The organism is Neisseria canis (assembly GCF_900636765.1).
In the GTDB taxonomy this organism is placed as follows: domain Bacteria; phylum Pseudomonadota; class Gammaproteobacteria; order Burkholderiales; family Neisseriaceae; genus Neisseria; species Neisseria canis.
Window position 1 is genome coordinate 1,096,774 of record NZ_LR134313.1, and the last position, 11,886, is coordinate 1,108,659.

The 11,886-nt window shown below is 51.9% G+C and carries 13 protein-coding genes; 7 read left to right on the forward strand and 6 right to left on the reverse strand.

The annotated features are described in order from the left end of the window. Nucleotides 1-371: 371 nt before the first annotated feature. The gene (gene luxS / locus EL143_RS05060) at nucleotides 372-878 is read right to left on the reverse strand and encodes an S-ribosylhomocysteine lyase (RefSeq protein WP_085416498.1); all 507 of its coding nucleotides are present in this window, start codon (nucleotides 876-878) and stop codon (nucleotides 372-374) included. Nucleotides 879-1,241: 363 nt separating this feature from the next. Here luxS and EL143_RS05065 point away from each other — a divergent pair, with 363 nt between their 5' ends. Further along, the gene (locus tag EL143_RS05065) at nucleotides 1,242-2,591 is read left to right on the forward strand and encodes a cytochrome ubiquinol oxidase subunit I (RefSeq protein ID WP_085416499.1); all 1,350 of its coding nucleotides are present in this window, start codon (nucleotides 1,242-1,244) and stop codon (nucleotides 2,589-2,591) included. A gap of 1 nt (nucleotide 2,592) precedes the next feature. Continuing rightward, the gene (gene cydB / locus EL143_RS05070; RefSeq protein ID WP_085416500.1) at nucleotides 2,593-3,588 is read left to right on the forward strand and encodes a cytochrome d ubiquinol oxidase subunit II; all 996 of its coding nucleotides are present in this window, start codon (nucleotides 2,593-2,595) and stop codon (nucleotides 3,586-3,588) included. 111 nt (nucleotides 3,589-3,699) lie between these two features. Here the strand turns inward: cydB and gloA are convergent, their stop codons facing one another. Together gloA and EL143_RS05080 are read right to left on the reverse strand one after the other, a co-directional pair. Further along, a complete protein-coding gene (gene gloA, locus EL143_RS05075; protein ID WP_085416501.1) occupies nucleotides 3,700-4,110 on the reverse strand; it encodes a lactoylglutathione lyase in 411 nt (136 codons plus the stop codon). Between the two features lie 24 nt (nucleotides 4,111-4,134). Beyond that, nucleotides 4,135-4,410 carry an SH3 domain-containing protein gene (locus EL143_RS05080; protein WP_085416502.1) on the reverse strand — a complete coding sequence of 92 codons (276 nt, stop codon included), beginning with the start codon at nucleotides 4,408-4,410 and terminating at the stop codon, nucleotides 4,135-4,137. A gap of 187 nt (nucleotides 4,411-4,597) precedes the next feature. Between EL143_RS05080 and apbC the strand changes: the two genes are divergently transcribed. Next, nucleotides 4,598-5,683 carry an iron-sulfur cluster carrier protein ApbC gene (gene apbC / locus EL143_RS05085; RefSeq protein WP_085416503.1) on the forward strand — a complete coding sequence of 362 codons (1,086 nt, stop codon included), beginning with the start codon at nucleotides 4,598-4,600 and terminating at the stop codon, nucleotides 5,681-5,683. Between the two features lie 96 nt (nucleotides 5,684-5,779). Here the strand turns inward: apbC and EL143_RS05090 are convergent, their stop codons facing one another. Both EL143_RS05090 and EL143_RS05095 read right to left on the reverse strand, forming a co-directional pair. After that, entirely contained in the window at nucleotides 5,780-6,385 is a 606-nt protein-coding gene (locus tag EL143_RS05090; RefSeq protein WP_085416504.1) for a nitroreductase family protein, read from the reverse strand. After that, entirely contained in the window at nucleotides 6,382-7,257 is an 876-nt protein-coding gene (locus tag EL143_RS05095; RefSeq protein WP_085416505.1) for an EamA family transporter, read from the reverse strand. The genes EL143_RS05090 and EL143_RS05095 overlap by 4 nt, the downstream gene beginning before the upstream one ends. Before the next feature lie 179 nt (nucleotides 7,258-7,436). Between EL143_RS05095 and EL143_RS05100 the strand changes: the two genes are divergently transcribed. From EL143_RS05100 to EL143_RS05115, 4 genes are all read left to right on the forward strand, one after another. Then, nucleotides 7,437-7,967 carry a MarR family winged helix-turn-helix transcriptional regulator gene (locus tag EL143_RS05100; protein ID WP_085416506.1) on the forward strand — a complete coding sequence of 177 codons (531 nt, stop codon included), beginning with the start codon at nucleotides 7,437-7,439 and terminating at the stop codon, nucleotides 7,965-7,967. A gap of 446 nt (nucleotides 7,968-8,413) precedes the next feature. Then, nucleotides 8,414-9,445, forward strand: coding sequence for an ABC transporter substrate-binding protein (locus EL143_RS05105; RefSeq protein ID WP_085416507.1), 1,032 nt, complete (start codon nucleotides 8,414-8,416; stop codon nucleotides 9,443-9,445). Between the two features lie 195 nt (nucleotides 9,446-9,640). Beyond that, the gene (locus EL143_RS05110; RefSeq protein WP_085416508.1) at nucleotides 9,641-10,546 is read left to right on the forward strand and encodes an ABC transporter permease; all 906 of its coding nucleotides are present in this window, start codon (nucleotides 9,641-9,643) and stop codon (nucleotides 10,544-10,546) included. Beyond that, nucleotides 10,543-11,337: an ABC transporter ATP-binding protein gene (locus EL143_RS05115; protein WP_085416509.1), complete on the forward strand. Its 795-nt coding sequence runs from the start codon at nucleotides 10,543-10,545 to the stop codon at nucleotides 11,335-11,337. The genes EL143_RS05110 and EL143_RS05115 overlap by 4 nt, the downstream gene beginning before the upstream one ends. Nucleotides 11,338-11,566: 229 nt before the next feature. On the opposite strand, the gene EL143_RS05120 is transcribed toward EL143_RS05115, so the two are convergent. Beyond that, nucleotides 11,567-11,875 (reverse strand): porin, encoded by a 309-nt coding sequence (locus EL143_RS05120; RefSeq protein ID WP_126326638.1) that lies wholly within the window; start codon nucleotides 11,873-11,875, stop codon nucleotides 11,567-11,569. Between the last annotated feature and the right edge of the window lie 11 nt (nucleotides 11,876-11,886).

The window sequence follows — 11,886 nt, forward strand, 5'->3', positions numbered from 1 at the left end:
TTTCAAAAGTCGTTATTGGTTTTCGGGCCGCTTTCGAACGGCTGGCCTCAATGGAAATTTATATCACGCATTTAATATATAACTTATCATCCGCTGATGCTATCCTAAACGTTTTATAAAGCCATATCGTTTGATTTAACTCAATCAAAGCTGCTAAATTTTTGTTTTTAAATTGAAAATGCCTGTCTGAAATAGTTTCAGACAGGCATGGATTGGTATCGGATTCATCCGGTTGCCGTACCGTTATAGTTAACCAACTTAACTTTTACTACGGCGTTGCTGCGCCTTGCCGTACTATCTGTACTGTCTTCGGCTTGCTGCCTTGTATTAAAAATGTGTTGATTAACTAAACGGTTGGGCGGGCGGATAAATTACCCTTTCAAGAGGCTTTCGTCGAGCGTGAGGTCTTCGTTTTTGTTCACTTCGATTTTACGCGCCAGCACGTCCCGCGCGATGTCTTGCGCTTCAAGCAGCGAGTGCATTTGGTAAGTGCCGCACTGGTATTCGTTCAGCTCGGGGATTTTGCTTTGGTCTTGCACTTGCAATACGTCCTGCATGGAAGCGAGCCATGCGTCGGCGACTTTTTGTTCGTCGGGTGTGCCGATCAGGCTCATATAAAAACCGGTGCGGCAGCCCATCGGCGAAATGTCGATGATTTCAACATCTGCGCCGTTTAAATGCTCGCGCATAAAGCCGGCAAACAGATGCTCCAGCGTGTGAATGCCTTTTTCAGACAGGATTTCCTGATTCGGCACGCAAAAGCGCAAATCGTAAACGGTGATGTCGTCGCCTTTCGGGGTGCGCATGGTTTTGGCAATCCGCACGGCAGGCGCGTGCATGCGGGTGTGATCGACTTTGAAGCTGTCCAGCAAGGGCATGGCGGGTTCCTTTTTGATGTTTGTCCAAGTACGGATGATAGCATTTTTTAGCCGCCGGCCGCAGAACGGGATGCCTGTCTGAAAAGATTACTTGCTTTCTTTAACACTTTATCGGCGCCGAAAGGCGTATACTGCTAAGCAATCAGTATCATCTGTGCATTTATTACGCGGTTTGAAAATAAAATCATTAAAATAATAATAATTCTAAAAATCCTATATAAAATAATTCAATAAAAGCTATAAATTTGATTTTTATTAGTATATTAAATTTATTTGATATAATGCCTGTCTGAAAGATTGGCAGCTTAATCTGCTCAGGCTTCCCCCTCATTCTTTAAAGCATCAAAACAGGAGAATCCGGTTATGGACGTTTCCCTGCTCAGCCGCATCCAGTTTGCGGTGAATATCAGTTTTCACATTCTTTTTCCCGTTATCAGCATCGCATTATCGTGGTTTGTGGTTTATTTCCGCTATAAAGCAGGCAAAACGGGCGACGACGGCTGGCTTCAGGCTTACCGTTTCTGGACCAAAGTGTTTGCCGTTACCTTCGCAATGGGCGTGGTTTCCGGCGTGACCATGAGTTTCCAGTTCGGCACCAACTGGCCGGGCTTTATGGAGCGCGCGGGCAATGTGGCAGGGCCGCTGCTCGGTTATGAAGTGCTGACGGCATTTTTTCTGGAAGCCGGTTTTCTCGGCATTATGCTGTTCGGGCGCGAACGTGTGAGCCAGCGCGTGCACATGACGGCTTCGATAGTGGTGGCCGTGGGCACATTGTTGTCGGCTTTTTGGATTCTCGCTTTGAATTCATGGATGCAGACGCCGCAGGGGCACTGGGTGGACGCGCAAGGCGTGATTCATGTGAAAAGCTGGCTGGACGTGATTTTCAGCCCGTCGCTGCCTTACCGCTTTTCACACAAAATCCTCGCTTCCGTATTAACTGCTTCCTTCCTGCTGGTCGGCCTGTCGGCTTGGCAGATATTGAAAAAATCGGCCAACACGGCCACGCCCAAAGTGATGAAAACCGGCTTGGCGGTTGCTGCGGTGGCGATTGTGCTGCAAATATTGGCGGGCGACGCGCACGGTTTGAACACGAAAGAATACCAGCCTGCCAAGCTGGCCGCCATCGAGGGCGTGTGGCACACTGAAAAACCGGTGCCGCTCACCCTGATCGGCTGGCCGAACGAAGCGGAACAGCGCACGGATTACGCGGTAAAAGTGCCTTATCTGGGCTCGCTGATTCTTACACACGAGTTGGACGGCGAAATCAAAGGTTTGAGCGAGTTTGCCGACAAGCCGCCCGTAGCCCCTGTGTTTTTCGGTTTCCGCGTGATGGTGGGCATGGGCGTGTTGATGCTGCTGGTCAGCTGGTACGGCTGGTTCAAGCTGCGTAAACACCGCTGGCAGCCGCACAACCTGCCGCGCTGGCTGCTTTACACGTTTGCGGGCATGACGTTTTCCGGCTGGGTGGCCACGCTGGCCGGTTGGTATGTTACCGAAATCGGCCGCCAGCCGTTTTTGGTGCAGGGTGTGCTGCGCATATCCGATGCGGTTACCCGAATTGTGCCCTCGGGCAACGTGGGGCTGACGCTGGTGATGTATCTGGTGCTTTATGCCGCTATGCTGCTTTCTTACCTGATGGTGCTCAAATATATGGCGGAGCATCCCGAGCATGAGCCGCCCGGCGTGAAACAATTGAAACAAGCGGAGCAATGATATGGACTGGAATTATTGGCTGCCTTTGATTTTTTTGGGCTTACTCGGTTTTGTGATGACCGTGTATGTGGTGTTGGACGGTTTCGATTTGGGCGTGGGCATGCTGTTGCCGCGCGCCAAAGCCGACGAGCAAAACGTGATGGTCGGCTCCATCGGCCCGTTTTGGGATGCCAACGAAACCTGGTTGGTGCTCGGTGCCGGCGTGTTGTTTATTGCTTTCCCCAAAGCCAACACCATTGTGTTGGGCAATCTTTATCTGCCCGCTACGTTTATGTTGTTCGCACTGATTGTGCGCGGCGCCGCATTCGATTTCCGCGTGAAGGCCGACGACAGCCATAAAGATTTGTGGAACATCGCCTTTATGCTCGGCTCGGCAGGCATGGCGCTCACGCAGGGCTGGATGCTGGGGCGCTATGTTACCGCGTTCGGCACGGAAATTTGGGATTACCTCTTTTCGCTCGGCATTATGGCAACCGTGCCTGCCGTTTATGTGTTGCTCGCCGCCTGCTGGCTGGTGCCGAAAACCGAAGGCGCGCTGCAAGAAAAAGCCCGCCGCTGGGCCAATCAGGCTTGGTGGCCTGTGGTGGGCTGCTTGCTCTTGATTTCGTTGGCCACGCCTTATATACGCCACAGCATTTTCGAGCGCTGGTTTACTTTGCCCAATATGCTCTGGCTTGCGCCCATTCCGATTTTGAGCGCATTCTGCCTGCTGCGCGCCAAACGTCTGCTGCAAAGCGAGGCGGTGTTGCACAGCCGCGTTTGGCAGCCTTTTGCGCTTACCATATCGGCTTTGGTGTTGTGCGCCGTCGGCTTGGGCATCAGCCTTTATCCTTATGCCGTAATCGGGCAGCTTACCGTGTGGGAAGCGGCCGCCAGCGTGCCGACTTTGGTGGTTACTCTGATTGGTGTGTGCATTACCGTGCCGTTTATTATCGGATACAGCATTTTTGCTTATTGGGCTTTCCGCGGCAAAGCCACGAATCTGACTTACGGTTAAGCGCTTGTGTATCGCCAGCAAATAAATTAGGTAGAGAAAAGTAAGCGGTTGGAAAAGTAAATGCCTGTCTGAAAAAGTTTCAGACAGGCATTGTTGATTGGGGCGCCGGGTTTATGCGTATTTCACCGTATCTGAGCCGCTGCCTTTTTGGATGAACTCGATTTTGTAGCCGTCCGGGTCTTCCACAAAGGCAATCACGGTGGTGCCGTGCTTCATCGGGCCGGCTTCGCGCACGACTTTGCCGCTTTTGGCACGCACGGCGTCGCAGGCGGCGTAGGCGTCGGGCACTTCGATGGCGATGTGGCCGTAGCCTGTGCCCAAATCATAGGCATCCGTGTCCCAATTGTGGGTCAGCTCGATAACGGTATGGTCTTTTTCGTCGCCGTAGCCGACAAAAGCCAGCGTAAATTTGCCTTCGGGGTAATCTTTTTTGCGCAGAAGCTTCATGCCCAAAACGTCTTGGTAAAAGGCAAGTGATTTTTCGAGGTTGCCCACGCGCAGCATGGTGTGCAGCATTCGCATAGTGTGTCCTTAATTTTCAAAGTGTTATTTGTTGCAGCGGAGAAACGAGCGGTAAACCCAGCCGCTGTTTGCTTTGTTTAACAGGGGTTTGTCCCATGAAATATACACCCACCCGCCCACGCTGGAAAGGTCGGATTGCACGCGCGTGCCGTTTTTCAGTTGGCCGAGGAGTTTGCCGTCGGGATCGGCGCGCACGTTAACCGGCATACCGGAAGCATCGTTAATCAAACAGGATGCGGCGTAGGCGTGCGAACATGCAAATATGGCCATACCCGCGATAATGGAAAATGCGGATTTCATGATGATTCTCTCAATTTATTAAACGACTGATGATTGTTGTGATTATAGGTTTTGAGTAAAACGGAAATTTTTATGCGTTGATGGCTGATGCCTGTCTGAAAAGAAGCAAAGGAATTGCTTCGTACCCGTAGGTGCAAGGTGTACAATCTTACCATAAATAATTGATACACATAAAAAGAGGTTAAAAATGGCTGATAATCAAACATTGCGTGCAGCTTTGGAAGCAGTTGCCGTTCCCGGCAGCGGACTGACTTTGGGCGGCTGCAAGGCGTTGGAAAAAATAGAAGAAAAGGGCGACGGTTTGCATGTGCTGCTGAAATTCGATTTTCCCGCGGCGCATGTGGTGGAGCAGGCGCTTAAAGAAAGCATTAGGCAGGCATTGGTGCGCGCAGGTTTTACGCAAGATGCACATGTGAAGATAAACATCGACATCGCCACCCACAAAGTGCAGCCCGGCGTGGCAACCATTAAAGGCGTGAAAAACATCATTGCCATTGCCTCGGGCAAGGGCGGCGTGGGCAAATCCACCACCACGGCCAACTTGGCCATCGCCATGGCCAATATGGGCGCGCGCGTCGGCGTGCTGGATGCCGATTTATACGGACCGAGTCAGCCGACCATGCTGGGCGTGACCGACGGCAAACCGGATCAAACCAATAAAAAGCTGATACCCGTGGTGGCCGACGGCGGCATTCAAGTGATGTCGATAGGTTTTCTGGTGGACACCGATCAGGCCGTGGTGTGGCGCGGACCCATGCTTTCGCAAGCATTGCAGCAGCTTTTGTTTCAAAGCGAATGGAACGATGTGGACTATCTGTTTATCGACCTGCCGCCGGGTACGGGCGATATACAGCTCACTTTGTCGCAGAAAATTCCCGTAACCGGTTCGGTGGTGGTAACCACGCCGCAGGATATTGCACTGATTGATGCGCGAAAAGCAGTAGATATGTTCCAAAAAGTCAACATCCCGATTTTCGGCGTGTTGGAAAATATGTCGGTGCATGTGTGCAGCAATTGCGGCCACAGCGAAGCCGTGTTCGGCAGCGACGGCGGCAAAATACTGGCGGAAAAACTCGGCGTGCCGCTGCTCGGCCAGCTGCCGCTGGCATTGCCGGTGCGCGAAGCAATGGACGAAGGCCGCGCCAAAGCCCTGCAGGAAAACCATGCCCAAATCGCCAAAATCTATACCGACGCTGCCTGGCAGATTGCTTTGGCCATCGCCGGAAAAGGCCGCGATTTCAGCAGCCGCTTTCCGAAAATTGTTGTGGAATAAGGTTTTGGGAATTAAGAAGGATGCCTGTCTGAAAAAGTTTCAGACAGGCATTTTTTGTGAGGCAAGATGCGGCGTTTGACAGGTAACAGGCGATACTTAAATCACTATTAACTCAGGCCGGGAACGGATTTTTTGTTTTTGTTTGCTATCTGCTGCCTTGCCTATGGCAACGAGCAGTACCGGCAGCAGGTTTTCAGATAGACCTGCAGTTTGGCGCACGGCTTCTACATCGAAACCGCTCATTGGGCAGCTCGCCCAGCCTTTCTCTTGGGCAGCCAACATCAAAGGCATCGCGGCAAGTGAGGCGCTGCGTATGGCTTCGTCGCGCCGGGCTTGCGGGTTGTTGTGAAAGGTTGCATGTGCAGAGGCAATCCAGCTTTGAGCAGTTTCGTCATCGATGATGCCTGCCTGAACGGAATCCCGTAGTTTTTCGCTTAAATCTTGATAACCTGTAAGCTTGCCGCTAATCACAATTACGGTGGCGGCCTGCATAATTTTAAGCTGGCAAAATGCGGCATGATATAGAGCCTGTTTGGCTTTTTCAGAACAAACGGCAGTGAAATGCCAGTTTTGCAGATGATAAGCCGAAGGTGCATGGCAGGCTGCCGTGATGAGATACTGTAATTCAGATTCGGTGATATGGCTGTCTGAAAAACCGTAAGCGGAAACACGCTGTTGCAATAACTGGAAAAACGGGGTCATGTGGATTCCTTGTTTTTTAAAGGGGGGTGGAGCGCACGCTGCACACCGAAAATGGAGAATAAGGCCAACACCAAACCGGCTAGGGATAGCGTGTTCAGGCTTTGCTCTAAAAACAGCCAGCCCAGCAGAAATGCGGCAATCGGACTGAGCAGGCCTAAAGCGGATACCACGGCAGAGGGCAGCTTGTTGAGGCCTTGGAAAAACAAAACATAAGCCAATACCGTGCCCAACAGGCTGAGGTAGACATAGCCGCCTATATTGGCAGCACTTAAGGCAGGCAGCGGCGGCTCAAGCCATAATGCTGCGGGCAGGAGGCATAAACCGCCAAGCAGCAGCTGCCAGCCGGTAAAGGCCAACACGGAGAGGCTGAAACGCCAATGTTTCGAGAAAAAAATACCTACCGCCATCGAAGCCGCGCCGAGTAGGGCGGCAATAATGCCGATAGGGTCAAACTTTGTTGACGGCGAATAAGTCAGCAAAACAATACCCGCCACGCCTAAAACGGCTGAAATCCAGGCAGTTTTAGGTGGCCGGCTTTTGCCCACCAGCCAAACCAGCAGCAAAACCATTAGTGTTTGCGTGGAGGTGAGAATGGCGGCCAAACCACCGGGCAGGCGGTAAGCGGACACGAAAAGCATGGCTTGGAAAAAGCCGATGTTGAACACGGCCAGCAAAAAAACTTTGCCGATTTCATGCTTTTGGGGCCATTCGCGTTTCCATAAAAGCAGGAGCAAGCCGGCCGGCAGTGTGCGCAGCAAAGCAGCGGTAAAAGGCCGGTCGGGCGGTAAAAATTCAGTGGTGACCAAATAAGTCGAACCCCAGATCAGCGGCGCGAGTGCAGTGAGGAGAATGATTGGAAAGCGTGTGCTCATAAATTACCTTGATTTCAAGATAAATGGATTGTGATGGTATTTTATCTTGAAGTCAAGGTAAAATATCGGGCGTGAAATCCCAAGATGCCGTTCCGGTAATCGGAGGTTGAGCGGGATTTTTTCAGACAGGCATCAAATGCCGGGCGGAAACAGCATTCTTTAAAAGGCTTTAAAGGGTAATGATGGATACAGACACACATAATACGCAGCCTGATGCGGTGGACTTGATTGTGGCGCAGTGGCGGCGGGAAATGCCTGCGCTGGCTGCGGAAAATATGGCTTTAATCGGGCGCTTGAAACGTTGTGCCGCTTTGGTGCAACCGCAGTTGGATAGCGTGTTTGCAGAATTCGGCTTGAGCGGCGGAGGATTCGATGTGTTGGCTACTTTGCGCCGTGCGGGCAGTCCGTATACCCTCACCCCTACCGAGCTGTTTGCCTCGCTGATGGTTACCTCCGGCACCATGACCACGCGCCTGAAGAATTTGGAAGCACAAGGTTGGATTTGCCGTTTACCCAATCCTGAAGATGCGCGCAGCATGCTGGTGCAGCTTACCGACAGCGGCAAGGCTTTAATAGAAGAAGTAGTGTTCAAGCATGTGGAAAACGAGCAGAAACTGTTGGAAGATATACCGAAGGATGTACAAAAGCAGCTGAATGAAGGATTGGCGGTGCTGATGCAGGTTTGGGAAAAGCGAAAGGATAACCAGTAGATAAGCTTGGTTTATAGCAGTATGCCTGTCTGAAAAAGTTGCTACATCGTTAAAACTTTTCAGACAGGCATATTTGTTTTGGTTGGTCTTAAATGATGGGGCAAATTAAAGAAACAGTATGTCCGTCATATTCGAGGTCATGTCCGAACATGAGGTTGCTGTTACAGGGAGCCGGTTTAACGGTAACAAATTATGCAGAATACAATAATCCGGATTGGCAGTTTTTTCTTTAAACGAATTAAAAAAGCTTTTTTATTTCAGTTCTTATAAAAAGCTTGACCGATTGTTTTTTGGCTAATCATTAGACTGGAATAAAAAATTATAAAATAAATCATAAAAGTTAAAATATTCCATGAAAGTGTTAAATATATTAAAGCACAAACAATTGCTTTCGGCTATGATGGATTTTCGTTTAGCTAGTTTAAAGATTATTTGGGAGCTGCGTTATGACTGTTTCTTACAAAATTTCTCTTCCTTTGAGCGTGTTGGCGGCGGCCTTATTGTCGGCTTGTTCGCCCGCAGAACAAAAAAACGCGGCTCCGGCTGCTTCCGGTGCTTCGGCAGCGGGCGGCGCGCCTGCGGTGGGAGATAAGCGCATTGCGATTACGGCGATTGTGGAGCATCCGGCGTTGGACGCTGTGCGTAAGGGCGCGTTGGAGCAGCTCAAAGCGGAAGGCTTTGAGGAGGGGAAAAACCTGAAAGTCGATTTCCAAAGTGCGCAAGGCAATCCGGCTACGGCGGCACAGATTGCGAAGAAATTCGCCGGCGACAAGCCCGATGCGGTGTTGGCGATTGCCACACCGAGTGCGCAGGCGATGGTGGCGGCTTCCAAAGAGATTCCGATTGTGTATGCTGCGGTTACCGATCCGGTGGCGGCCAAGTTGGTGCCCGGCTGGGAAGCTTCGGGCAGCAATGTAACGGGTGTGTCGGACGATGTGCCGCTTGGGCCGCAGATTGATTTGATGAAAAAGCTGGTGCCTGAGTTGAAAAACGTGGGCTATGTGTTCAGCCCGGGCGAAGTGAATTCGACCGTGGTGTTAGACCGTTTGAAAGCAGACTTGGCCAAGCAGAATATCACGTTGACTGCCGTGCCTGCACAGCGCAGCACGGATGTGTTGACGGCGGCGCGCAGCTTGGGCCGCAAAGCCCAGCTGATCTACACTTCGCTGGATAACAATGTGGTGTCGTCTTATGAATCTATGTATAAGGCGGCAAACGAAATCAAGGTGCCGCTGGTGGCTGCTGACACGGCTTCGGTTAAGCGCGGTGCGGTGGCGGCTTTGGGCATAGACTACACGAGCTTGGGCAAGGAAACCGGCAAGATTGTGGCGCGTATTCTGAAAGGCGAAGCGGTGGGCAGCATTCCTTCGCTGCGCATGGATAAGTTTGATCTGTTTTTAAGCCCCAAACATGCGGGCGAGCAGGGCATCACGTTGCCGGAAGACTTGAAAAAACAGGCGGCTGAAATTGTTGAATAAGCATTTGTATTGAAGCAATCCCTAACCGATGCGGCACGCGGCCGGCATCGGTTTTGGGTTTTTACAATGCCTGTCTGAAAATGGTTCCGACATTTGGTGGCGGATCAGCTTAAAACAGTGCGTCCGTCAAACCGGAATATTGATGGTAGCGTTACTGTGTACGTGTATTTACCAGGGTTATAAAAAAGGAAATTCATGTCTTTACTTGCCTTGTTCGGCACATTTGAAACCGGTTTGGTTTATGCGCTGGTAGCGCTGGGTGTGCTGCTTTCTTTCCGCATTCTCGATTTTCCCGACCTTACCGCTGACGGCAGCTTTCCGCTGGGGGCATTTTCCTGCGCCGTGTGCATGGTGGCGGGCATCAACCCGCTTTTGGCGGTGGGCATAGGCTTTTTGGCCGGCGCGCTCTCCGGCGTGATTACCGCGTGGCTGCATGTAAGGCTGGGGATTTTGCAGCTGCTGGCTGGGATTATCGTGATGACGGCGCTTTATTCGGTAAACCTGCGCATAGGCGGCGCACCGAATATTCCGCTGTTGGGCAGCGGCACGGTGTTTGATTTGTTTGCCCCCTTTATCGGCAGCGGCATGTGGCAGAATTCTGCCGTGCTGTTGGGGTTTGTGCTGCTGGTGAAATTTGCGCTGGATTGGTTTTTTTCTACCGAAACAGGCTTGGCGATGCGCGCTACCGGCGCCAATCCGCGCATGGCGCGTGCGCAAGGCATCTCCACCGGCAATATGGTGCTACTCGGCATGGCGCTTTCCAACGGCCTGATTGCTATGGCTGGCGCGCTGTTTGCCCAGCTGGTGGGCGGCGCCGACGTAAGCGCGGGTTTGGGTACCATCGTGTTCGGCTTGGCGGCTGTGATTTTGGGCGAAGCTTTGCTGCCGAGTAAAAATATCTGGTTGGTTACGCTTTCCGTGATTCTCGGTTCGGTGATTTACCGCCTCTTCATTATGGTGGCCATGGGCAGCGAAACCCTTTCCGGCTTGGGGCTGCAAACGCAGGATTTGAACTTGGTAACGTCGGTGTTGGTGGTGCTGGTGTTGATGCTGCCCAAAACCAAAGCAAAGCTTCAGATGAAAAGGAAACAGTTGTCATGATGCGCGCAGAAAATTTACGCTTAACCTTCAATCCGGGCACGCCGATTGAAAACCCGGCTTTACGCGGCATGAGCTTAAACATCAAAGACGGTGAATTTGTTACCGTAATCGGCAGCAACGGCGCAGGCAAATCCACTTTCCTTAATGCCATCAGCGGCGACATTGCGGTGGATTCCGGCAGCATCCATATCGACGGTGCGGACGTAACCCGCCTGCCCGCCTACAAGCGTGCCAATCTGGTGGCGAGGGTGTTTCAAGACCCGATGGCCGGTACATGCGAAAAACTGAGCATTGAAGAAAACATGGCGTTGGCCTACAAACGCGGCTGCGGCCGCAGCTTGCGGGCGGCTTTAAACAAAGCGAACCGCGAAATTTTCCGTGAAAAGCTCTCGATTTTGAAGCTCGGTTTGGAAAACCGCCTCACCGACCGCATGGGCTTGCTTTCCGGCGGGCAAAGGCAGGCCGTGAGCTTGCTGATGGCCAGTTTGCAACCTTCCAAAATCCTGCTACTCGACGAACACACCGCCGCGCTCGACCCGAAAACCGCTGCTTTTGTGTTGGAGCTGACCGGCCAAATCATTACCGAAAACAAACTGACGGCCATGATGGTCACCCATTCCATGCAGCAGGCGCTCGACCACGGCCACCGCACGGTGATGCTGCATCAGGGCAAGGTTGTGCTGGATGTGGCGGGAGAAAAACGCCAAGGCATGGGTGTGCGCGATTTGCTGGATATGTTTGAGAAAACGCGCGGTGAAAAAGTGAGCGACGATTCGCTGCTCTTGAGCTAGTGTTTGAGTTTGGAAAAATGGGCAATGCCTGTCTGAAACGGTTTCAGACAGGCATTGCCCATTATCCGGCTGCTGACTGCCTTATTCGAATCCAGCCCGAATATGAAGATGTTGAATCAAAATCAAGCGGTTTAACTATAATAGAAAGAAAGCGCGTGCCGTTGGCGGCCGGGTTAATATGCGCGGCTCGGTTTTCAGACAGGCATAGACATGGTTGGCCGGCAAAGTGCTAATCCGGTATTAAAAAACCGTTTTCCTTTTTTCGCCGTGCGCGTTCCCGCATGGATAAAGGCTTCGCAGCGGGTTGGTTTGCGGAAGCATATTCCCGTTCGCTGCTTTGCCCGCCGATGCGGTGGCTGCCGCGGATGCCGATGTGGCTGCCTAAGTCGTTGACGGTGGTGCGGGTGTGTTTCGGGCCGCCGCCGGTTTGGGTTCGCGAAACGGAGATGCCGCTTTTAACGGTGCCGTAGAGTTCCACTTCGCTCCATGCCAAGGCAGGGAAGAGGGCGGCAGACAAAATAAACATTAATTTTTTCATGGTTGTTTGCG

Coding starts and splice junctions, on each gene's coding strand:
- EL143_RS05105 (WP_085416507.1), top strand. CDS start 8,414: ATGACTGTTTCTTACAAAATTTCTCTTCCTTTGAGCGTGTTGGCGGCG.
- EL143_RS05115 (WP_085416509.1), top strand. CDS start 10,543: ATGATGCGCGCAGAAAATTTACGCTTAACCTTCAATCCGGGCACGCCG.
- EL143_RS05095 (WP_085416505.1), bottom strand. CDS start 7,257: ATGAGCACACGCTTTCCAATCATTCTCCTCACTGCACTCGCGCCGCTG.
- EL143_RS05110 (WP_085416508.1), top strand. CDS start 9,641: ATGTCTTTACTTGCCTTGTTCGGCACATTTGAAACCGGTTTGGTTTAT.
- gloA (WP_085416501.1), bottom strand. CDS start 4,110: ATGCGAATGCTGCACACCATGCTGCGCGTGGGCAACCTCGAAAAATCA.
- EL143_RS05065 (WP_085416499.1), top strand. CDS start 1,242: ATGGACGTTTCCCTGCTCAGCCGCATCCAGTTTGCGGTGAATATCAGT.
- EL143_RS05100 (WP_085416506.1), top strand. CDS start 7,437: ATGATGGATACAGACACACATAATACGCAGCCTGATGCGGTGGACTTG.
- luxS (WP_085416498.1), bottom strand. CDS start 878: ATGCCCTTGCTGGACAGCTTCAAAGTCGATCACACCCGCATGCACGCG.
- cydB (WP_085416500.1), top strand. CDS start 2,593: ATGGACTGGAATTATTGGCTGCCTTTGATTTTTTTGGGCTTACTCGGT.
- EL143_RS05090 (WP_085416504.1), bottom strand. CDS start 6,385: ATGACCCCGTTTTTCCAGTTATTGCAACAGCGTGTTTCCGCTTACGGT.
- apbC (WP_085416503.1), top strand. CDS start 4,598: ATGGCTGATAATCAAACATTGCGTGCAGCTTTGGAAGCAGTTGCCGTT.
- EL143_RS05120 (WP_126326638.1), bottom strand. CDS start 11,875: ATGAAAAAATTAATGTTTATTTTGTCTGCCGCCCTCTTCCCTGCCTTG.
- EL143_RS05080 (WP_085416502.1), bottom strand. CDS start 4,410: ATGAAATCCGCATTTTCCATTATCGCGGGTATGGCCATATTTGCATGT.